This window comes from Agrobacterium sp. SORGH_AS 787 (assembly GCF_030819035.1).
In the GTDB taxonomy this organism is placed as follows: Bacteria; Pseudomonadota; Alphaproteobacteria; order Rhizobiales; family Rhizobiaceae; genus Agrobacterium; species Agrobacterium larrymoorei_B.
In genome coordinates, this window is record NZ_JAUTBG010000002.1 from 830,619 (window position 1) to 851,488 (window position 20,870).

At 59.3% G+C, this 20,870-nt stretch carries 24 protein-coding genes; 19 read left to right on the top strand and 5 right to left on the bottom strand.

Annotated elements, in window-relative coordinates:
* Nucleotides 1-3: 3 nt before the first annotated feature.
* Complete coding sequence (locus tag QE435_RS13370) at nucleotides 4-381, top strand: hypothetical protein (RefSeq protein WP_062444471.1); 378 nt, start codon at nucleotides 4-6, stop codon at nucleotides 379-381.
* 110 nt (nucleotides 382-491) lie between these two features.
* Complete coding sequence (locus QE435_RS13375) at nucleotides 492-1,742, top strand: cytochrome-c peroxidase (RefSeq protein WP_349041675.1); 1,251 nt, start codon at nucleotides 492-494, stop codon at nucleotides 1,740-1,742.
* 44 nt (nucleotides 1,743-1,786) lie between these two features.
* Here the strand turns inward: QE435_RS13375 and QE435_RS13380 are convergent, their stop codons facing one another.
* The gene (locus QE435_RS13380) at nucleotides 1,787-3,226 is read right to left on the bottom strand and encodes an MFS transporter (protein ID WP_349041676.1); all 1,440 of its coding nucleotides are present in this window, start codon (nucleotides 3,224-3,226) and stop codon (nucleotides 1,787-1,789) included.
* A gap of 111 nt (nucleotides 3,227-3,337) precedes the next feature.
* On the opposite strand from QE435_RS13380, the gene QE435_RS13385 reads away from it, so the two are divergent.
* The gene (locus QE435_RS13385) at nucleotides 3,338-3,955 is read left to right on the top strand and encodes a metalloregulator ArsR/SmtB family transcription factor (RefSeq protein ID WP_349041677.1); all 618 of its coding nucleotides are present in this window, start codon (nucleotides 3,338-3,340) and stop codon (nucleotides 3,953-3,955) included.
* 68 nt (nucleotides 3,956-4,023) lie between these two features.
* Here the strand turns inward: QE435_RS13385 and leuB are convergent, their stop codons facing one another.
* The 3 genes from leuB to QE435_RS13400 all read right to left on the bottom strand — a co-directional run bounded on the left by leuB (nucleotide 4,024) and on the right by QE435_RS13400 (nucleotide 6,435).
* Entirely contained in the window at nucleotides 4,024-5,130 is a 1,107-nt protein-coding gene (leuB, locus tag QE435_RS13390) for a 3-isopropylmalate dehydrogenase (RefSeq protein WP_349041678.1), read from the bottom strand.
* A 317-nt stretch (nucleotides 5,131-5,447) separates the two neighbouring features.
* On the bottom strand, nucleotides 5,448-6,053 hold the full coding sequence (leuD, locus tag QE435_RS13395; RefSeq protein ID WP_309771979.1) for a 3-isopropylmalate dehydratase small subunit: 606 nt from the start codon (nucleotides 6,051-6,053) through the stop codon (nucleotides 5,448-5,450).
* A 145-nt stretch (nucleotides 6,054-6,198) separates the two neighbouring features.
* Nucleotides 6,199-6,435: a hypothetical protein gene (locus tag QE435_RS13400; RefSeq protein ID WP_306934620.1), complete on the bottom strand. Its 237-nt coding sequence runs from the start codon at nucleotides 6,433-6,435 to the stop codon at nucleotides 6,199-6,201.
* Between the two features lie 111 nt (nucleotides 6,436-6,546).
* On the opposite strand from QE435_RS13400, the gene QE435_RS13405 reads away from it, so the two are divergent.
* Nucleotides 6,547-7,458 (top strand): CoA ester lyase, encoded by a 912-nt coding sequence (locus QE435_RS13405; protein ID WP_349041679.1) that lies wholly within the window; start codon nucleotides 6,547-6,549, stop codon nucleotides 7,456-7,458.
* Complete coding sequence (locus QE435_RS13410) at nucleotides 7,455-7,661, top strand: DUF1737 domain-containing protein (RefSeq protein ID WP_306934622.1); 207 nt, start codon at nucleotides 7,455-7,457, stop codon at nucleotides 7,659-7,661. The genes QE435_RS13405 and QE435_RS13410 overlap by 4 nt, the downstream gene beginning before the upstream one ends.
* Nucleotides 7,662-7,828: 167 nt before the next feature.
* On the opposite strand, the gene QE435_RS13415 is transcribed toward QE435_RS13410, so the two are convergent.
* Nucleotides 7,829-8,272, bottom strand: a complete 444-nt coding sequence (locus QE435_RS13415; protein ID WP_309771982.1) for a metallopeptidase family protein — start codon at nucleotides 8,270-8,272, stop codon at nucleotides 7,829-7,831.
* A 325-nt stretch (nucleotides 8,273-8,597) separates the two neighbouring features.
* Here QE435_RS13415 and rplU point away from each other — a divergent pair, with 325 nt between their 5' ends.
* The 14 genes from rplU to QE435_RS13485 all read left to right on the top strand — a co-directional run bounded on the left by rplU (nucleotide 8,598) and on the right by QE435_RS13485 (nucleotide 20,816).
* Nucleotides 8,598-8,912, top strand: coding sequence for a 50S ribosomal protein L21 (rplU, locus tag QE435_RS13420; protein ID WP_309771983.1), 315 nt, complete (start codon nucleotides 8,598-8,600; stop codon nucleotides 8,910-8,912).
* Between the two features lie 40 nt (nucleotides 8,913-8,952).
* Nucleotides 8,953-9,222: a 50S ribosomal protein L27 gene (gene rpmA, locus QE435_RS13425; RefSeq protein ID WP_062424761.1), complete on the top strand. Its 270-nt coding sequence runs from the start codon at nucleotides 8,953-8,955 to the stop codon at nucleotides 9,220-9,222.
* A gap of 129 nt (nucleotides 9,223-9,351) precedes the next feature.
* On the top strand, nucleotides 9,352-9,984 hold the full coding sequence (locus QE435_RS13430; protein ID WP_062424760.1) for a GNAT family protein: 633 nt from the start codon (nucleotides 9,352-9,354) through the stop codon (nucleotides 9,982-9,984).
* Nucleotides 9,981-10,565: a GNAT family N-acetyltransferase gene (locus tag QE435_RS13435; RefSeq protein ID WP_306934625.1), complete on the top strand. Its 585-nt coding sequence runs from the start codon at nucleotides 9,981-9,983 to the stop codon at nucleotides 10,563-10,565. The genes QE435_RS13430 and QE435_RS13435 overlap by 4 nt, the downstream gene beginning before the upstream one ends.
* Nucleotides 10,566-10,739: 174 nt before the next feature.
* Nucleotides 10,740-11,804, top strand: a complete 1,065-nt coding sequence (gene obgE, locus QE435_RS13440; RefSeq protein ID WP_296019228.1) for a GTPase ObgE — start codon at nucleotides 10,740-10,742, stop codon at nucleotides 11,802-11,804.
* Nucleotides 11,801-12,970 carry a glutamate 5-kinase gene (gene proB, locus QE435_RS13445; RefSeq protein WP_306934627.1) on the top strand — a complete coding sequence of 390 codons (1,170 nt, stop codon included), beginning with the start codon at nucleotides 11,801-11,803 and terminating at the stop codon, nucleotides 12,968-12,970. Before obgE ends, proB begins: the two co-directional genes overlap by 4 nt.
* Nucleotides 12,963-14,249 (top strand): glutamate-5-semialdehyde dehydrogenase, encoded by a 1,287-nt coding sequence (locus QE435_RS13450; RefSeq protein WP_349041680.1) that lies wholly within the window; start codon nucleotides 12,963-12,965, stop codon nucleotides 14,247-14,249. The genes proB and QE435_RS13450 overlap by 8 nt, the downstream gene beginning before the upstream one ends.
* 42 nt (nucleotides 14,250-14,291) lie before the next feature.
* Nucleotides 14,292-14,888: a nicotinate-nucleotide adenylyltransferase gene (locus tag QE435_RS13455; protein ID WP_306934933.1), complete on the top strand. Its 597-nt coding sequence runs from the start codon at nucleotides 14,292-14,294 to the stop codon at nucleotides 14,886-14,888.
* Between the two features lie 99 nt (nucleotides 14,889-14,987).
* Nucleotides 14,988-15,425 carry a ribosome silencing factor gene (gene rsfS, locus QE435_RS13460; RefSeq protein WP_306934629.1) on the top strand — a complete coding sequence of 146 codons (438 nt, stop codon included), beginning with the start codon at nucleotides 14,988-14,990 and terminating at the stop codon, nucleotides 15,423-15,425.
* A gap of 203 nt (nucleotides 15,426-15,628) precedes the next feature.
* Nucleotides 15,629-16,111 carry a 23S rRNA (pseudouridine(1915)-N(3))-methyltransferase RlmH gene (gene rlmH, locus QE435_RS13465; RefSeq protein WP_349041681.1) on the top strand — a complete coding sequence of 161 codons (483 nt, stop codon included), beginning with the start codon at nucleotides 15,629-15,631 and terminating at the stop codon, nucleotides 16,109-16,111.
* Between the two features lie 144 nt (nucleotides 16,112-16,255).
* Nucleotides 16,256-17,677: a murein hydrolase activator EnvC gene (locus QE435_RS13470; protein ID WP_349041682.1), complete on the top strand. Its 1,422-nt coding sequence runs from the start codon at nucleotides 16,256-16,258 to the stop codon at nucleotides 17,675-17,677.
* The gene (locus tag QE435_RS13475; protein ID WP_306934632.1) at nucleotides 17,667-18,995 is read left to right on the top strand and encodes a S41 family peptidase; all 1,329 of its coding nucleotides are present in this window, start codon (nucleotides 17,667-17,669) and stop codon (nucleotides 18,993-18,995) included. Before QE435_RS13470 ends, QE435_RS13475 begins: the two co-directional genes overlap by 11 nt.
* Before the next feature lie 81 nt (nucleotides 18,996-19,076).
* Nucleotides 19,077-20,267 (top strand): divergent polysaccharide deacetylase family protein, encoded by a 1,191-nt coding sequence (locus QE435_RS13480; protein WP_349041683.1) that lies wholly within the window; start codon nucleotides 19,077-19,079, stop codon nucleotides 20,265-20,267.
* Nucleotides 20,268-20,303: 36 nt separating this feature from the next.
* The gene (locus QE435_RS13485; RefSeq protein WP_306934634.1) at nucleotides 20,304-20,816 is read left to right on the top strand and encodes an RNA pyrophosphohydrolase; all 513 of its coding nucleotides are present in this window, start codon (nucleotides 20,304-20,306) and stop codon (nucleotides 20,814-20,816) included.
* The last annotated feature ends 54 nt before the right edge of the window (nucleotides 20,817-20,870 follow it).

Genomic DNA, 20,870 nt, shown 5'->3' on the forward strand with positions numbered 1-20,870 from the left:
CGAATGGCAAACCTGCCCGACATGACCAAACACCGTGGTTTTCCATCCGGCATGCCGGGCACAGGCGTCCAGTTCACCATACGCCGCGCCAATCCGCGCGGCGTCACCCCCATCAAGCAGCTGCCGCGCAAAGCCCGGCCCGGCACGCCGGAACATCGTATCGATGCGGCTTTCCTGCACGCGCTCTGGCACCATTTCGGCGCGGAACCCTTCGAGCGCGGCAATCTCGATGCCGCCCGCCTCAGCCTACTCTTCGGACGTGAAGTTCTCCCCGCCGAGAAGAATTTCGATCCGCTTTCCTATGAGGCGATGCTCGTGATCGACGAGCGCGTGGCGCGCCAGAGCTTCCCGGAATCCTTCGAGGACTACTTCGACGTCTAAGGCCGAAACAAGCGCCTGCGACAAAGTGGAGACCTTGAAGAAAGTTTCTGTGCGCGGCGTGTAGAAGATGGTATAGAGACACCGGTTTCATTATTTCCGGCGGCTCTGACATGGTCAGGCAATTCTCTCATTTTCTTGCCGCTTCGGCACTGATTCTCCTCCCCGTTGCGATGGGTCTTGGCGGAGCGGCCCATGGCGGCACTGGTTACCCAACCGTCGAAAAACTCGGTGAGGCGCTGTTTCACGACACCAATCTGTCGATGAACCGGACGATGTCCTGTTCCACCTGCCATACCTCTGCTAATGGCTTTACCGACATCCGCGATACGGAAAAGGCAGGCCATGCCGTTTCGCTTGGCGATGATGGCAAGTCGCTGGGGGATCGCAACGCGCCGACGGCAACTTACGCCAGATTCTCCCCGCCCTTCGGCAAGGACGCCGAAGGAAACTATGTTGGCGGCCAGTTCTGGGATGGACGCGCCGCAACGCTGGAAGATCAGGCCGGCGGCCCGCCGCTCAACCCGATTGAAATGGGGATGGCCGACAAGGGCAGCGTGGTGAAGCGGCTGAAGGAAAACCCCGACTATGTCACCGCGTTTTCGAGCTACTTTGGACCAGACGTCCTCCAGAACGACGAGGAGGCCTTTGCCGCCATGGGCAAGGCGCTGGCGGCTTACGAGCGCTCCGACGCGCTTTCGACGTTCGATTCCAAATATGACCGCTTCCTGCGCGGCGAGGAAAAGCTCACTGACCAGGAAGAACTCGGCCGCGTGTTGATGTCGTCAACACAGTTCACCAACTGTAACACCTGCCACACGATCAAGGGCGAACACGGCCTCTCGGACGGCGTCTTTACCAACCACAAATATTTCAACATCGGCGTCCCGGCCAATAAAATAGCGCGCGCGGCCAATGGTTCGAAGCCGGATGCCGTCGATCTGGGGCTGTCGCAAAACCCGGCGGTCGGCGACGATCCGGCACAGCGCGGCAAGTTCAAGGTGCCGTCGCTCCGCAATGTCGCGGTGACCGGTCCTTACATGCACAACGGCGTCTTCAAGGACCTGCGCACCGTCGTGCTGTTCTACGTGAAATATAAGAGCAAGAAGCCGAGCCGTCAGATCAACCCGGAAACGGGCGAAAAGTGGGACGCCCCGGAGGTGCCGGACAACATCGCCATGGAAGAACTGACATCCGCGCCGGCACTCGACGACAAACGTGTCGATGCCATCGTGGCTTTCCTCAAGACGCTTACCGACAAGCGCTACGAGCCACTGCTTGCCAAGGGCGAGAACATCGGACGCCCGGAAGATCCGACCGTCCATGCCATCTCCGCAAAGCCTGGCGAGGCTGCGAAGAACTAAGCACTCGCAAGCACTTCGAAGTCTCCGGGTCAGGCCAGGACCGTTCAAGTACCCTCTTGCAGCTGCGCTCCGTAGCGTGGCTCTGGCAATGAGAAGGCCGCGAACGCTGCCAGAACCGCAGGCACCGCAAAGAGCACGAAGAGCCACGTCGCGGCAGATGCAGCACCTTCAACGCCGCCGGGGCTGACAAGCCCGGTGCTGTTGACGATGACACCGGAAAGAGCCGCGCCAAACGCGCTGCCGAGAGACTGTACGGTGGTGATGCCAGCTGATGCCTTATCTTTCTCGTCAGGCTCGGCGAGATGCAGAACATGGGTTACGAGATGCGCCCATCCCAGCCCAACACCGAAGCCCATGCCGAAGATCAGGAAAGCGGCTGCGCTAACCAGAAGCACATTTCCATCGAGATTGGGCCGTGCCAGCGTCACTGCCAGCATGCCGATGCAGACAGCTTCCAAAATGGCGCCTGCAAGGATGGAATGGCGCATCGCCTTGCCTGTGAAATTGCTGCACATGAATGCGGCTACCGTCCAGCCGAGCGCCACGAGGGCGACCAGATAGCCAGAAATCAGCGGTGGGACCGCGTGCAGATGCTGGAGAAAATACGGGATGTAAATGTCGCAAGTCAGCGCCGCCAGCAGCATGACCATCGCGGCATAAACGCGGGCGATCGGCATCGAGAGCAGGGTGCCGCCGCGCGGCAGAATGCGCAGCGTCGCTCGTCTTTCGACGAGCAGAAGTCCGGCAATCGCAACAAGGGCGCAACCAACAAGCGAGATGCGGAGGCCAACCTGTTCGGCGGTGCTCGCGAAGCTGACCAGCAGCAGCGAAGCAGACAGCAGGATCATCTGCCGGAGCGGCGCCTTGGTCTGGGTCCGGTCGTCCACCCCTTTTGGAAGCAGGCGCGGCGCGAGAACGCCCATGACAAGTGCGAAGGGCACGATGATCGCAAAAGCATGCCGCCATGCGCTGCCCTCAGCGAAGAAGCCACCGAGCGTCGGTCCGATGAAGGTCGAGATGCCCCAGATCGCGGCATAGAGCGTCGTTGCCTTGTTCCACAGAGACTCGGGATAGACATAGCGGATGAAAGCATAGCCCAGCGTTGCCAATGTCCCGGCCCCGAAGCCCTGCACCGCTCGCCCGGCGAGGACGATCTCCATGGTTGGGGCCACAGCGCAGATCGCCGAACCGAGGAGAAAGAGGATTGCGCCGAGACTGTAGGTCCGATTGAGGCTAAGGCCACGTGGACGGATGGCGATAAAGACCGAGCCCAGCACAGAGGCAGTGACGTAGAGCGTCGTCACCCAAGCGAAGAGAGGCAGGCCACCAATATCACGCACGACAGACGGCATGATCGTGGCAGTCACGTAGGTCTCGATCGCATAAAGCGCGATGCCACCCGAGAGCATCAGGCTTGCTGCCACATGCCGGGCAGAAAAGAGAGTCCAAAGGTTGGTTGACGGAGGCGTGCCGGAAGGAGACATGATCGAATTTCCGATAAAAGGCCGTTGCAAAGTCGGCCGTCTGGATTTATCCAAGTTATATCTTGGAAATTACACCCGCAGATAAATTAAGCAAGCGGCAGGACAGACAAAATGCGCCCCTCTCCCCGTGACAGGCTACTCTTCCTGTTGAAGACCGAAGGCCCGCAAGCCACGTCAGCGCTCAGCGAGAGTCTTGGCCTGACCGGCGAAGCGGCGCGCCAGCAGCTAGCCAAACTCGCCGATGAAGGCTTGGTGGAAAGCATTGCACAGCCCGCAGTCGGGCGGGGACGACCACGTCAAAGCTGGCGTCTGACCAGTGCTGGCCATCGCGAATTTCCGGATGGTCACACTGACGTGGCGGTGTCACTCATCGAAGCGATAGGCAGCGAGCTTGGTGAAAATGCGCTGGAAACGATCATGACAGCGCGAGAACGCAAGACAACGGCGATTTATAGCGCGGCTCTTCTCGGCGCAGAAACGTTGGACGAGCGTGTGGCACGGCTCTCAGCCTTGCGGGTCGCCGAGGGTTACATGGCAAGCTGGTGGCAGGAAGCGAGCGGACACTTCATTCTCGTCGAGAACCATTGTCCGATATGTGCCGCCGCAACCGCCTGCCGTGGCTTCTGCCGTTCAGAGATTGATATTTTCAGAACTGTGCTGAGTGCACCGGTGGAGCGCACCGAGCACCTGTTACACGGCGCAAGACGGTGCGCCTACCGGATCGGCTAGCACAAGGCTCCCCCCTGTGAGAGTGGCACCCAAGCAAAGCTCGGGCGCCACTGAACGTTGAGGCCTTCTTACAGAGCCTTGAATTCCGCCAGAACCGCATCGCCCATTTCCGACGTGCTGACTTGGCGCGCGCCGGCCGCCATGATGTCGACGGTGCGGATGCCTTTTTCCAGCACATTGGCGATCGCCGTTTCAAGCTTCGTGGCGTCATCGACCATGTTGAAGGAGTAGCGCAGGCACATGGCAAAGGAGGCGATCATCGCAATTGGATTGGCAATGCCCTGGCCGGCAATATCTGGCGCGGAGCCGTGAACCGGCTCATACATAGCCTTGCGCTTGCCGGTCTTCGCATCCGGTGCACCGAGAGACGCGGAGGGCAGCATGCCGAGCGAACCCGTCAGCATGGCCGCGACGTCGGAGAGCATGTCGCCGAAGAGGTTGTCGGTGACGATGACATCGAACTGCTTGGGCTTGCGCACCAGCTGCATGCCACCGGCATCGGCCAGCATATGCTCAAGCTGCACATCCTTGTACTTCGCCGCATGCGTTTCGGTGACGACCTGGTTCCACAGGACGCCGGACTTCATGACGTTGCGCTTTTCCATGGAGCAGACGCGGTTGCCGCGCGTGCGCGCCAGTTCGAAAGCGACGCTGGCGATACGCTCGATTTCGAATGTGTCGTAGATCTGCGTGTCGATCCCGCGCTTCTGGCCGTTGCCGAGATCGATGATCTGCTTCGGCTCGCCGAAATAGACGCCGCCGGTGAGTTCGCGGACGATGAGAATGTCGAGACCTTCAACCAGCTCCGGCTTCAACGACGAGGCAGAAGCGAGCGCCGGGTAGCAGATGGCGGGACGCAGGTTTGCGAAAAGCTCAAGATCCTTGCGCAGGCGCAGCAGGCCCGCTTCCGGACGAACTTCATAAGGCACGCCGTCCCACTTGGGTCCGCCGACCGCGCCGAAGAGAATGGCGTCAGCTGCAAGCGCCTTTTCCATATCCGCATCGGAAATCGCCGCACCATGCGCATCGTAGGCGCAACCGCCAACAAGACCTTCCTCAACCGTGAAGCCAGCATTCTTCTCGCTGTTCATATAATCGATCAGCTTGCGGACCTCGGCCATGGCCTCCGGGCCAATACCGTCGCCAGGCAACAGGAAGAGCGAGCGCACAGTCATGAAATCCTCCTTGGGCGCTTGGAAAAAAAGCGCACGTCAAAACATGGTTTGCAACACCGAAGGGCTGCAAGATGCGGGCTTCTTAGCGCTCGACCTCAAGCATTTCAAGCAAAGCAAAAGCCGATTCGGTACGGGTGACGCACCAAACCGGCTTTCGAGACGTCCTCGTTTCGTTTCACAGTCTGTTCAAGAATTGTCGCTGGTCTGCCGAAAATGGGGATTTCGAGAACCGGAGCGCAGCGTACTTAAGTACGTGAGCACCGGAAGCGCAGAAATTGCCATTTGCAGGCGGCCAACGGCAATTATGGGACGGGCTGTTAGGCCCAGGGCCGGGCGGAGGCGTTGGTCTTTTCGAAGCTGTCGATCGCGCCGGCATGTTCCAGCGTCAAGCCGATATCATCCAGACCGTTCAGCAGGCAGTGACGCTTGAAGGCATCGATCTCGAAGGTGATGCGTCCGCCATCCGGGCCACTGATTTCCTGGTTTTCCAGGTCGATCGTCAACACGGCATTGGAGCCGCGCGAGGCATCGTCCAAGAGCTTCTCGAGGTTTTCGGGGCTGACGACGATGGGCAGAATGCCGTTCTTGAAACAGTTATTGTAGAAGATATCGGCAAAGCTCGTTGAGATGACGCAGCGGATACCGAAATCGAGCAGCGCCCATGGCGCATGCTCACGCGAGGAGCCGCAGCCGAAATTATCCCCGGCCACCAGAATCTGGGCATTCTGATAAGCGGGCTTGTTCAGCACGAAATCAGGATTTGGCGAACCGTCTTCCAAATAGCGCGATTCGGCGAAGAGGCCCTTGCCCAGACCGGTGCGCTTGATCGTCTTGAGGTAATCCTTGGGAATGATCATGTCCGTGTCGACATTGACGACCGGCATGGGGGCGGCGACACCCGTCAGCTTGGTGAACTTATCCATCTCTCACTCCGAACTTCTGCTGCGGCCCTTAGCCGTTTAACCAAGGCCATTAAAGCAAAAAGGCGCGCTTTTGAAGATCAAAGCACGCCATTGCGGTACGCCGCATATAATCTGGGTCTTTATGCCCGAGAATCAGCCAACGCGATCAGAGGTCTATGATCGTGCCGCGACCGTCATTCCACACGCGCATGTTCTGCTGGCGGTGGTCCTGCGTTTTAACCCGGATAGGCTCAGGCTTGAGGCGGGAGGAGAACATCTTGGCGATGCTGAGAACCGCAAGCGTTCCGACGAACGCGATCGTCAGAGATGCGGTGAAGAGCGCGGCCAAAGCCAGAACTGCGATGCTGGAGGCTGCGATGAAGAATGTACGAATGCCCTGCATGGTCCAAACCTTTCTGTCCAGACGAATGTGGGCCTTCTTCTTGACGCTTGCAAGAGGTTTCACACCGTCATCGACCTTGCAGATGTAACAAAAGATTGACACAAGTGGGGCATGGCCGATTTTTTTGTCGATAATACTGTCCGCCCGCGCCGCTCGCTGCTTTCAGTGCCTGCTATTAATCTGAGAGCCTTACAAAAATTGAGCTCTCTTGCCTGCGATGGCGCGATCTTTGATTTGGAAGATTCGGTCGCTCCAGACATGAAGGATGAGGCGCGAAACAACCTTCTTTCCTTCTTCCGCGAAACACCTCCTGCCAACCACGAAGCGATCATTCGGATCAATCCGCTCTCCACTCCGGCCGGACGCAAGGATGTAGAGGCTGCGCTGACCTGCGCACCCCAGGCCTTGCTGCTGCCGAAGGTCGAGCAGCCCTCGGACATCCATGAACTTGCCGATCTTCTGGACGAGGCCGATGCTCCAGAAAGTTTGCGTATCTGGGCGATGATCGAGACGCCGCGCGGCGTCCTGAATGCCGCAGCGATCGCCGAGGCTGCTCACACCAAAGCCGCGAGACTCGGCGCCTTTGTGGTGGGTCTGAATGATCTGCGCAAGGACACCCGCGTTCCGGCAAGACCGGGACGCGCCTACCTCGTGCCCTGGCTGATGCAGGTTGTACTCGCGGCCCGCGCCTACGGGCTGGACGTGATCGACAGCGTTTCGAATGATTTTCGCGATCTCGACGCTTTTGCGAGGGAATGTGAGCAGGGGCGCGACATGGGCTTCGATGGCAAGATGCTGATCCACCCGGCGCAGATCGATGCGGCCAACACCGCCTTTGCTCCGGACGAGATCGCACTTGCCGAAGCCCGCGAAACGATCGCGGCTTTCGCAAAACCCGAATCTGTGGGATTGAACGTCATCAACATGAACGGACGGATGATCGAACGGCTGCATGTGGGCCAAGCGCAACGCCTCGTCGCAATCGCCGAGATCATCGCCGCAAGAAAGGCAGAGAATACATGAAGGTCTACCGTTTCATCACCGGCCCCGACGACGCCAAATTTTGTCACCGCGTGACCGAAGCCCTCAACAAGGGCTGGGAACTGGCGGGCTCCCCAAGCTACGCCTTCAACGCAGCAGCCGGCATCATGCATTGCGGCCAGGCGGTGACCAAGACCGTCGAAGGCAAGGACTATCATCCTGATATGAAGCTGGGTGAGCAGTAAGAGCGTTTGTGACGGTCGACGCCTCCTCTACCGTCATCCTCGGGCCTGACCCGAGGATCCACCTTTACCAATAGCGTCAATGGCTTATGGATCCTCGCCTCAAGGGCGAGAATGACAAAAAGCGGGCGTTGCGGCTTTGTCGCACACGCGCACGCAAGCTAAGTCACTCACCCGCGATCGGTCGCCGCGTCGTCGGCGCTTTCCTCGATCCGCTCCATGTCATCGTCCGACAGGCCGAAGTGATGGCCGATTTCGTGGATGAGGACGTGGGTGATGATGTCGCCGAGCGTTTCTTCGTTCTCGGCCCAATAATCCAGGATCGGGCGGCGATAGAGGGTGATGCGGTTCACCATCTCGCCGGTTTCCATGGTGAAACGCTCCGACACACCGCGGCCTTCGAAAAGACCGAGCAGGTCGAACGGCGTTTCGAGCGCCATGTCCTCGAACACATCATCGGTCGGAAATTCCGAGATCTCGATGATCAGATCTTTCGTCAGCGCACGAAATTCTTCCGGCAGGTGGCCATATGCCTCAATGGCAAGCGATTCAAACGCTGATATTGTCGGCGCGTGGCGATCCCGCCAATCGTCGGTACTGTCTATGCGGGCCATTTCTGCTCCTTGCTGTGGGGCTGATATAAACCCTTGCGGCGCAAAATTCGAGACCTGTTTGCAACAACGGTAGAAAAGGCCCGATTTTCTAGGCGACACCGTTGTTTTTAGGCGGTTTTGAACCTTGACAGAAGGGGCTCTCTCGCGTAACTCCCGAGCGAAATTGATGGCGTATTGCGCCTTCCGTTTACTCCGCTTTGAAAAAAGTGGTTCACCGGCAGAGTTTCCAAGGGCATTTGCCTCGACGAATTTCCGCTACTCCGACTGATAAAAAGACGGCCAGCGCCAAAAGCGCAGAGCCGGAACGAACATGAAAGGATAAAAAATGTTCGCAGTCATCAAGACCGGCGGTAAGCAGTACCGCGTAAGCGCCAACGACGTGCTGACCATCGAAAAGCTGGAAGCAGACGCAGGCGCAACTGTAGAATTCACTGAAGTTCTCGTTGTCGGCGTTGGCGCTGATGCAAAGTTCGGTGCACCTTTCGTTGCTGGCGCAACGGTCAAGGCTGAAGTTGTCGAGCACAATCGCGGCAAGAAGGTCATCGCCTTCAAGAAGCGTCGTCGTCAGAACTCCAAGCGTTCGCGCGGCCATCGTCAGCATCACACTGTCGTCCGTATCACGGACATCGTTGCTGCCTAATCGGCGCGACACGGGAAACTAGGTTTAAAGGAGCAATCCAATGGCACACAAAAAAGCTGGCGGTTCTTCGCGTAACGGTCGCGATTCCAACTCCAAGCGCCTTGGCGTGAAGAAGTTCGGCGGCGAAGCCGTCATTCCAGGCAACATTATCGTTCGTCAGCGTGGCACGCAGTGGCATCCCGACGCCAATGTCGGCATGGGCAAAGATCATACGCTTTTTGCACTCACGGCAGGCAACGTTAACTTCCGCACGAAGGCCAATGGTCGCGTATTCGTGTCCGTAGCGCCGAAAGCGGAAGCCGCAGAATAAGCCGGTAAGCGTCATATGCAGCCGGTGTCCCAATGACCCGGCTGAGACGTAACAGGTTCAGTCACAAAAAAGGGGAGTTGGGGCACCACCCAACTCCCCTTTTTCTTTAACTCCACGGAGGACTGAACCATGCAAGCTGAATTGTTGAGGGTCGACCAATCACGGTCACCCGAGGAACGGATAAGACCTGAACGGTCAAGGAGCGATTGCCCCGTCTTGTTGTCGCAGAGACTTGTTCTGCGCAAACCCCACGAAGAAGACATCGACGCCCTTGCCCATCTTGCCAACAACGCCAACATCGCGACCATGGTGTCGCGCATGCCGCACCCATACACGGCGAAAGACGCCGCGGATTTCGTGCGCCGTGCAGCAAATGGCGAGATTGGCAAGTGCGTCTATGCGATTACGCGCATGGACAATGGCGAGTTCATGGGATGCTGCGGACTGGAGCCGCAGGAAGACGAGAAGACCCTTGAAATGGGCTACTGGCTTGGCGAACCCTATTGGAACAGGGGCTACACCACCGAAGCGGCGCATGCGCTGATCGACATGGCCTTTCGTACCCGCGAGATCGACCAGATCGATGCGCGCTGCCGGGTGACCAATATCGGCTCGCGCCGCGTCATACAAAAGTGCGGCTTTCAGTTGCAGGGTTCCGGCATGGTCGGATCGCTGGCGCTGGGCGCCATGGTTCCCGTCGAATGGTACAGGCTGGATCGCAAGACATGGGTATCGTTGAGAAGCTGGGGAGACATGCGATGAGTACGGCTCAGTTGATGCGCCCTCGCAGCGTCGAAACCATGGCCCCGCCCGGCCCCTGCCCGACAATCGAAACCAAGCGGCTGGTGCTTCGCCCCCAGCGGCTTAGCGATGCGGGCTCGATCGCGGAATCGCTTGCCGATTTCCAGGTCACCCGGATGCTGGCCCGCGTTCCCGCACCCTACTACAAGCAGGATGCGTTGGAATGGCTGATCCTGCGCACCTCCGGCACCCTGCCCGACTGGGATTTTGCCATCACCGCTGGTGATGACACCCTGATCGGCGTGGTGTCGGTAGAACGGCGTCACGGCCAGTGGCATCTCGGTTACTGGCTGAACCGCTTCTACTGGGGCAGAGGCTACATGACTGAGGCTGTCGGCGCGGTCGTCGAGCGCTTCTTCCGGCGCATGCCGGGCGAGGTGCTGCATTCCGGCGTCTTTGCCGACAACCCGGCCTCGCTGAAGGTGCAGCAAAAGCTCGGCTTCAACATCACCGGCTGCAGCGAGATCTACGCGGTCGCACGCTCCACCATGGTGGCGCATATCGATACCGAGTTAACGGCGGAAGATTTTGTTCGACCGTAATGTGAAGCAATGACGGGCAAGGCCGGTTTTGTCGCGAACCGGCCTTGTTCCAACGGCGCTCGCCCATGATAATCTTTGACCTTCAGGGCAAGCGGCTATATTCCAGGCGGCAGAACCTTTTTGACGCGGATGGCATGTCCATGACCGCATGTAAGCTGACAGAACGGCATTCCGATGAAATTTCTCGATGAAGCAAAAGTCTATATCAAGTCCGGCGATGGCGGCGCAGGTGCCGTCTCTTTCCGGCGCGAAAAATTCATCGAGTTCGGTGGCCCGGATGGCGGTGACGGCGGACGCGGCGGTGATGTGTGGGTCGAGGTCGTCAACGGCCTCAACACGCTGATCGACTTCCGTTTCCAGCAGCATTTCAAGGCTTCGATCGGCCAGCACGGTATGGGCAAGACGCGCACCGGCGCCAAAGGCTCCGACGTGGTGCTGAAAGTGCCGGTCGGCACGCAGATCTTCGAGGAAGACAATGAGACGCTGATCGTCGACCTGACCAAGGAAGGCCAGCGCTTTCGTCTTGCCGCCGGCGGCAATGGCGGCTTCGGCAATGCGTATTTCAAATCCTCGACCAACCAGGCGCCGACGCACGCCAATCCAGGCCTGGCAGGTGAAGAAAAGACGATCTGGCTTCGCCTTAAGCTGATCGCCGATGCGGGTCTCGTCGGCCTGCCGAATGCCGGCAAGTCCACCTTCCTGGCGACGGTTACGCGCGCGCGTCCGAAGATCGCCAACTATCCCTTCACCACGCTCCACCCCAATCTCGGCGTTGCCACGATTGACGGCCGCGAATTCGTTCTGGCCGATATTCCGGGTCTCATCGAAGGCGCGCATGAAGGCGTGGGCATTGGCGATCGCTTCCTCGGCCATGTGGAGCGCACCCGCGTGCTGCTTCATCTGGTTTCCGCTCAGGAAGAAAAGGTTGGCCAGGCCTACAAGACCGTCAAGGCGGAGCTGAACGCCTATGGTGGTGGCTTGACGGACAAGCGCGAGATCGTCGCGCTGTCGCAGATCGACGTGCTGGATGAGAAGGAACTGAAGAAGAAAGCCAAGGAGCTGGAAAAGGCCTGTGGCCGTCCGCCGCTTCTGCTTTCCGCTGCTGCCCATATCGGCATGACGGAAGCCTTGCGCGCGCTTCGTGACGTGATCGTCGATGCCAGCGAAGGCGGCGAGACAGCTCTTCCTGACCGTTCCATGCCCATCGAAGAGCTGGAAGACGGAGACGACCGTCTATGACGCTTGCGCGAAAACCGCTCGGCAGCCATCATCGCATCGTCATCAAGATCGGCTCCGCGCTTCTGGTGGACCGCAAGACGGGGCTGAAGAAGGACTGGCTGGACGCGATCTGCGATGACATCGCGGCGCTGAAGAAGAACGGCGCCGATGTGCAGGTCGTCTCTTCGGGCGCGATCGCGCTTGGCCGCACAGTGCTCGACCTGCCCTCTGGCGCGTTGAAGCTGGAGGAAAGCCAGGCGGCGGCAGCCGTGGGGCAGATTGCTCTGGCACGCGCCTGGTCCGAAAGCCTTTCCAAGCACGATATCGTTGCGGGGCAAATCCTGCTGACGCTCTCTGACACGGAGGAACGCCGCCGCTATCTCAACGCGCGTGCGACGATCAACCAGTTGCTGAAGATTGGTGCGACGCCGATCATCAATGAAAACGATACGGTGGCGACGACCGAAATCCGCTATGGCGACAATGACCGCTTGGCCGCCCGCGTTGCGACCATGACCGGCGCTGACCTTCTGGTGCTGCTCTCCGACATCGACGGTCTCTACACAGCCCCGCCGCATCTCGATCCAGACGCCAGGTTCCTCGAGACCATCGCAGAAATCACGCCTGAGATCGAAGCCATGGCGGGCGGCGCTGCATCTGAACTGTCGCGTGGCGGCATGCGGACCAAGATCGATGCGGGCAAGATTGCGACTGCCGCCGGTTGCGCCATGATCATCGCGTCGGGCAAGACGCTGCATCCGCTGAAAGCCATCGAGAACGGAGCGCGCTCCTCCTGGTTTGCGCCTTCCGGCACGCCCGTGACAGCCCGCAAGACCTGGATTGCCGGCCAGCTCCAGCCAGCCGGCGAAATGCATGTCGATGAGGGTGCCGAAAAGGCACTCCATCAAGGCAAGAGCCTTCTGCCTGCCGGTGTCAAACTGGTGAAGGGCAATTTCGGTCGCGGCGATGCCGTTGCCATTATCGGGGTGCAAGGCCGGGAAATCGCGCGCGGGCTTGCCGGTTACGACGCCGACGAGGCCCGCCGCATCAACGGCCACAAGTCGAACGAGATCGAAGCCATTCTTGGTTATGTCGGACGCTCCGCGATGATCCATCGCGACGATCTGGTGATGACCGGCGCTGCCGTGAAAATCAAAAAAGCAAAGAAGGATGAAGTCGATGCCTGACCAGGCCGTGAAGCAAAGCCAGTCTGTTGATGCGCTGATGATGAATATCGGCGCTCAGGCGAAAGCAGCTTCACGACCGTTGTCCATCGCTTCGACCGCACAGAAGAACCGCGCGCTTCTCGCCATGGCATCCGCCATCGACGCGTCTGTGGACCGCATTCTCGAGGCCAATAAAAAGGACGTCGCAGCGGCCGAACAGGCAGGCGTGGCAGGCTCCTTCATCGATCGCCTGAAGCTCGACCCGTCGCGCATTGCTGGCATTTCCGAAGGCATCCGTGCGATTGCCAATCTTGCCGATCCTGTCGGCGAGGTGATCGCCGCCTGGGATCGTCCGAACGGCTTGAAGATCGAACGCGTGCGCACGCCACTCGGCGTCATCGGCGTGATCTATGAAAGCCGCCCCAATGTGACGGCGGATGCCGGTGCGCTGTGCCTCAAGGCTGGCAACGCCGTGATCCTGCGCGGCGGATCGGATTCGCAATATTCATCGCGCGCTATCCACGCCTGCCTCGTGGAAGGTTTGAAGATTGCAGGGCTTCCAGAGCATGCGATCCAACTCGTGCCGGTCACCGACCGTGCCGCCGTTGGCCTGCTGCTCGGCGGTCTTGGCGGCACGGTCGATGTGATCGTACCGCGTGGAGGCAAAAGCCTTGTCGGACGCGTCCAGACGGAAGCCCGCGTGCCGGTCTTCGCCCATCTGGAGGGCATCTGCCACGTCTATGTCGACAAATCCGCCGATCTTGAGATGGCGAAGAAGATCGTGCTGAACGCCAAGATGCGCCGCACCGGCATTTGCGGCTCTGCCGAAACCTTGCTGGTGGACCGCGCCGTGGCAGCAACCCACCTCGAGCCCTTGGTGAAAATTCTGCTGGATGCCGGTTGCGAAGTTCGCGGTTCGGAGGACGTACAGAAAGCCGTTGCCGGGGTAAAGCTGGCGACCGAAGAGGACTGGCACACGGAGTATCTCGACGCCATTATCTCAGTGGCTCTGGTGGACGGTATCGACGGTGCAATTCAGCACATCGGTACCTATTCCTCCAACCACACCGAAGCGGTGATAGCCGAAGATCCGGAGGTCGTTGCGCGCTTCTTCAACGAGATCGACAGTGCGATTCTGCTACACAATGCCTCGACGCAATTTGCCGATGGCGGCGAGTTCGGCATGGGGGCGGAAATCGGCATTGCGACTGGCAAGATGCACGCGCGTGGGCCAGTCGGCGTGGAGCAGCTGACCTCCTTTAAGTACCGCGTGCATGGCACCGGCCAAACGCGGATCTGATATTTGGCGGCTGATCGGGCTCTTGACCAACGTTACCTGACCATGCCGCACACCGAGCGCGGCATGGTGATTGGGCTATTCGGTGGGTCGTTCAACCCACCCCATGACGGTCACGCGCTGGTGGCGGAAATCGCCATGCGCCGCCTCGGCCTCGATCAACTCTGGTGGATGGTGACGCCCGGCAATCCGCTGAAGAGCAAGACCGAATTGGCGCCGCTTGCCGAGCGTATCGCCGCTTGCGAAGATCTCGTCACCGACCCGCGCATCAAGATCACCGCGTTTGAACAGACGCTTGGTGTCAGCTACACGGCCAATACGCTCGCCAAGATAAAGGCGCGCAATCCGCACGCCCATTTCATCTGGGTCATGGGGGCGGATAATCTCAGAACCTTCCACCATTGGCAGAAATGGCGCGTGATCGCTGAGACCTTTCCGATTGCGGTGATCGACCGTCCGGGGGCAACGCTTGCCTATCTTTCATCGACCATGGCGCAGGCCTTCAGCCATGCGCGCATCGATGAAGACGATGCCGGAGTGTTGTGGAAGAAGCAGGCGCCTGCCTGGGTCTTCATCCATGGTCCGCGCTCGACGCTGAGCTCGACGGCTTTGCGCAACGGCAACAGCCCGCACCATAAATGAAGTATGAGCGTGGGCGTTGTTCCCCACATCTTGAAAAGTGAATGTAATGGTGCCACCTTTGTTATGCGTCGCTGAGAATCGCGTCGCACAGTATCTGTTTTGTCATTTCGGAAAGGACAACCTCTGACAACAGTACACACGAAGGGAAGAGCTTACAGCGCTATCCCGAAGGGCCAGGAGAGTGGCGTCGATGCCGCCCGTCGTGCCCTGGAAACCGTCCTTGCAAGTGTCGAGGACTCCAAAGCAGAAGATATCGTTTCCCTGAACATTGCCGGAAAATCGGCGCTGGCAGACTACATGGTGGTCGTGTCCGGGCGGTCGAACAGGCATGTGACGGCGATCTGCGAACATCTCATTACCGATATGAAGGATGAGGGTTTCGGCGGTGCGCGTGTTGAAGGCCTCGAGGCCGGCGACTGGGTGCTGATCGACGCAGGCGATGTCATCGTCCATGTGTTCCGTCCTGAAGTGCGAGCGTTCTACAACATCGAAAAGATGTGGGCGACGCCGGACATTGAGGAAGAAACGCTGCATTGATCGCGGGTTAGAGCATGCCGCGCAAAAATGGGCAGCGGTTTTGCGATAACAAGATGCGATAAGGCATAGGAATAAGGCGTAGGGAGTGGATCTGAAAGATCGCGACACGCCTTAGGCCGAAGGCCTTTTTCGGTCGCATGGAAACCCGCAGCCAATTCTGCTACGAGCGCAACTCAACAGGTTGCGAATAGGCTGATATGTGAATGCGGATTTCAATTTTTGCGGTGGGACGGCTGAAATCCGGCCCTGAGAAAGAGCTTGCGTCTCGCTATCTGGATCGTTTTGCCAAGGCTGGCCCGGCGATCGGGCTGGAATTTGCCAAGATGATCGAGGTGCAGGAAAGTCGCGCCTCCAACCCGGACACGCGCAAACGTGAAGAAGCGGCAATGCTGGAAAAGCATCTGGCCGACGGTGCCGCACTGATCCTTCTCGACGAGCGCGGCAAGGCGCTGGACAGCCCCGCTTTCGCCGAGCTTTTCGCCACCATGCGTGACAATGGAAAGCGCGATGTGATCATCGCCATTGGCGGCGCAGATGGGCTCGACCCGTCGTTGACTGAGAAGGCGACCGCAACACTCTGCCTCGGCAAACTCACCTGGCCGCACCAGATCGTCCGCTTCCTGATTTCCGAGCAGCTTTACCGCGCCGTGACCATTCTCTCCGGCCATCCCTATCACCGGATTTAGATTCGGCCCCTAAGGTCTTCCCGTCATCGACATGTTTTCGTCGCAAACACGCGTCTATGTCGCGTCGCGATCATGCCTATTGGCGCGAAGCCGCGAAGCAGCGTATGGTCGCCAATCTTATAAAGCGGGTAGAAGAACATCATCATGGGTCCAGCGTGCGACAGATCTCGACTTGCCCCGCGGGCGGGTCGATTTGCGCTCCGAGCAAGCGCAGCTGTCATCATCGGTCTGACATACCTCACCCCGCAAAGCACAGCGGCTCAGGATGCGGCACCGACCACGGCCACTCCACCGGCAGAATCATCGAGCGAATTGCAGGAACTGGAAACCCGGCGCAACCAGAACCGCCAGGATCTACAGGAACTGGTGGACAGCATTGGATTGTCGGAAGACAAGGCACGCCAGCTTGAAGAGAGCATCGCAGCACTCAATCAGGATACGGCCCGAATCAAGGAAGAACTGATCGCGTCTGCCCAGCGCCGCAAGGATCTGGAAGCCAAGATCAATGATGGTCAGGACCGGCTGGCAAAGCTCAGCGTGCGTGAGGATGATGTGAAAGCGTCGCTTCGCGAACGCCGCGGTGTTCTGGCAGAAGTCCTGGCAGCCCTTCAGCGCATGGGCCGCAACCCGCCGCCTGCCCTTCTCGTATCCCCGGAAGATGCGCTTGCCTCGGTGCGAAGCGCGATCCTGCTCGGCGCCGTCGTTCCCGGCATTCGCGCTGAAACGAACAAACTCGTCACCGCTCTCAAAGAGTTGACTGACCTGCGCCAGGCGATTGCTGTGGAGCGCGAGCAGCTGACGGGCATGATGACGGCAAGTCTGGAAGAGGAAAAGCGGCTCGATCTGCTGCGCGCGGAAAACGACAAGAAGAGCAGCCAGACGGCCGCCGATCTCGAAGCAGAACGCAAGCGATCAGAAGAACTTGCAAGCAAAGCGACCAGTCTTGAAGGCCTGGTTTCCTCGCTTGAAAACGAGATTTCCTCGGTGCGCGAAGCCAAGGAAAAGGCGCGTCTGGAAGAGGAGCGGATCGCTCGTCTTCCCCCTGCCGAGCGGGACAAATTGGAAGCGCAAACCGAGGCCGGGGTGCCCGATAAAAACCGCATTGCGCCAGCATATCCGTTTTCGAGCTTGAAGGGTAAGCTGGCAATGCCGGTTTCTGGAGATGTGCTGAGGCGCTTCGGCGATGCCGATGGAACAGGGCATTTCTCCAAGGGGATCGTCGTCGCGACCGGCCCGGAAGCACTGGTAACAGCGCCAGCCGATGGCTTTGTGGTTTTTGCTGGAGAATTTCGCAGCTATGGCCGCATGATCATCCTCAACGCTGGCGACGGTTATCATCTGGTACTGACGGGCATGGACAATGTGAGAACGCGGCAGGGCATGTTCGTTTTCTCCGGTGAGCCTATCGCCTCCATGGGCGTAAAAAGAGTGGCGAGTGCGGCGGCTTTGGCGCTGGAAACTGACAAGCCAACGCTTTACATTGAATTCAGAAAAGACGGAGTGCCGGTTGATTCTCAACCTTGGTGGTCCGCAAAAAATACCGGAAGGGCGCGTAATGATTCGTAAGGCTTCGCTTCTTCTCATCGGTGGGCTCATGGGTGCCACGGCGATGAGCGTTATCTATTCTGCCAGCCTGCCGGCCCAGGCAGCAGGCCCTTCCACCTACAAGGAGCTCTCGATTTTCGGCGATGTCTTCGAGCGGGTGCGTGCGCAATATGTAACGCCGCCGGATGACAAGAAGCTGGTTGAGAATGCCATCAATGGCATGCTGAGCTCGCTCGATCCGCATTCGAGCTTCATGAACGCCGAAGATGCAAATGACATGCGCACCCAGACCAAGGGTGAGTTCGGCGGTCTCGGCATCGAAGTGACGATGGAAAACGAGCTGGTCAAGGTCATCTCGCCAATGGACGACACGCCTGCCGCCAAGGCTGGTATTCTCGCCGGTGACTTCATTTCCGAAATCGACGGTCAGCCGGTTCGCGGCCTGAAGCTGGAAGAAGCGGTCGAGAAAATGCGTGGCGCCGTCAAGACGCCGATCAAGCTCACCATCATCCGCCAAGGCGCCGACAAGCCGCTCGACATCACCGTCATGCGCGACATCATCGCAGTCCGCGCGGTCAAGTCGCGTGTCGAAGGTGGCGATGTCGGTTATCTGCGCGTCATCTCCTTTACCGAGAAGACCTATGACGATCTCGAAAAGGCGATCAAGAAGATCAAGCAGGACGTTCCGGCTGACAAGCTCAAGGGCTATGTGCTCGATCTGCGTTTGAACCCAGGCGGTCTGCTCGACCAGGCGATCAATGTATCCGACGCCTTCCTCGAGCGTGGCGAAGTGGTCTCCACCCGTGGCCGCAACCCCGATGAGACCCGCAGATTCAACGCCACGGCTGGCGACCTGACCGATGGCAAGCCAGTGATCGTTCTGATCAATGGCGGCTCCGCTTCGGCCTCTGAAATCGTCGCTGGTGCCCTGCAGGATCTGCGTCGTGCCACGGTTGTCGGCACGCGCTCCTTCGGCAAGGGCTCGGTTCAGACGATCATTCCGCTCGGCGAAGCCGGTGCGCTGCGCCTGACGACGGCGCTCTATTACACGCCGTCCGGCAAATCCATCCAGGGCACCGGCATTACGCCGGACATCAAGGTGGAACAGCCATTGCCGCCAGAGCTTCAGGGTCGTGTTCGCGCCGAAGGCGAATCCAGCCTGCGCGGCCACATCCAGGGCCAGAGCGAAACCGAAGAAGGTTCGGGCTCCGCAGCCTACGTTCCGCCGGAAGCCAAGGACGATATCCAGTTGAACTATGCGCTGGACCTGCTGCATGGCACCAAGACCGACCCCTCCTTCCCGCCAAACCCGGAAAAGGCAGTCGTCAACAAGCAGTAAGACATCAAGGGCACCGGTCCAAGGCCGGTGCCACTCCATGTCCGGTCAGACGTCAATCACGCATCAGCTACGGAAACACCATTGTCATCAGACCTGCGTAAGCCGCTCATGGGTCGGAAGCGTAAACAGAGCGTCGGGTTTTTCCGGCGCTTTTCTGTGTTGACGCTGCTTGCAGTTCTCGTTGGCGGCGGTGTGGCCGGATTGTCCCTCTATACGGCGCTTTCTCCCGGCAATCTGGCGAAAAGCTCCACCGCGCCGGACGTGGCGCTAGGACCGGCGGGAACGCCGCAGGATCAGGCAGCAGCCACGAACGAAGACAAAGCCGTCGACCTGCAAAGCGGGCGTTCCGGTGCCAATGTCCAGCGCAACACCATGTCGGACGGCAATGTCGTCTCCGTATTTTCGCCGAAAGACCGCAATGACAACGCACCCGTGCTGATGACCGGCCAGACGGTCGGGCAGGACCCACGGGTGGCGATGCGACCGAATGAGGAACTGTTGGAGGAGAGCCCCTTCGGCAGGCTTCCCATTATCAGCGCCGACGGCCTGAAACCAATGGATCAATATGCCAGGCCGTGGTCCGGCGCACGCGGTACTCGTATCGCCATCGTGGTGGGTGGGCTGGGCCTAAGCCAGACCGGCACGCAGAAGGCGATCAGGGAGCTTCCGCCCGAAGTCACGCTCGGCTTTGCCGCGACCGGCAATAGCTTGCAGCGCTGGATGCAGGAAGGCCGTCGTGAAGGCCATGAGATCCTGCTACAGATCCCATTCGAGCCCTTTGGCTATCCCGGCACCAATCCCGGTCCTGACACGCTCTTGGTCTCCGATCCGGCCAAGATCAATCTGGAGCGGCTTCACCGGTCCATGGCGAAGATCACCAACTATACCGGCGTGATGAACTATCTCGGTGCGCGCTTCATGGCCGATGACAAGGCGCTTGAGCCTGTGCTGCGCGATGTCGGCCAGCGCGGCCTGCTGTTTCTGGATGACGGATCGTCAGCGCAATCGCGCACCGCCATCATCGCCAAGGCCGTGTCCACGCCCACGGGCTTCGCCGATCTGCAACTGGACGATCAGGTGAACGACGCCGCCATTCTGCGCAAGCTGGACGATCTGGAGCGGATTGCGCGGCGCAATGGTTCCGCCATCGGTGTTGCGTCCGCCTTCGATGAGAGCGTTGCCGCAATCTCCAAATGGTCGGTCGAAGCGGCAGCGCGCGGCATCGAGATCGTCGGTGTCTCGGCGCTTGTCTCGCAAGACTCCAAGCAGTAAATCTGCTCCACCAACAATCAACATCCAGGTTCAACAATGTCGATCAAAGCAGACGATCTGCCCTACCGCCCCTGCGCCGGTATCATGGTTCTGAACGATAAGGGCCTCGTCTGGGCCGGACGCCGTATCTCGCAGGGTAATTCTGAGTTCGATGGCTCGCCTCAACTCTGGCAGATGCCGCAGGGTGGCATCGACGAGGGCGAGGCGCCGCTCGCTGCTGCCATTCGCGAGCTATATGAAGAGACCGGCATGAAGACCGTGACGCTGCTGGCCGAAGCGCGCGACTGGATCCATTACGATCTGCCGCCGCAGCTCATCGGCATCGGACTTCGCGGCAAATATCGCGGCCAGGCACAGAAATGGTTCGCCTTCCGTTTCGATGGCGATGAAAGCGAAATCCAGATCAACCCGCCGCCGGGTAGCAACGAGGCGGAGTTCGACGCCTGGGACTGGAAGCCGATGGACACTCTGCCCGAGCTGATCGTCCCGTTCAAGCGGTCGGTCTATGAGCAGGTGGTCGAGCAGTTCCGCCATCTCGCAGGGAAATAACGGTAATAAAAAAGGCGGCATCTCTGCCGCCTTTTTCGATTCATTCCGAAAGGA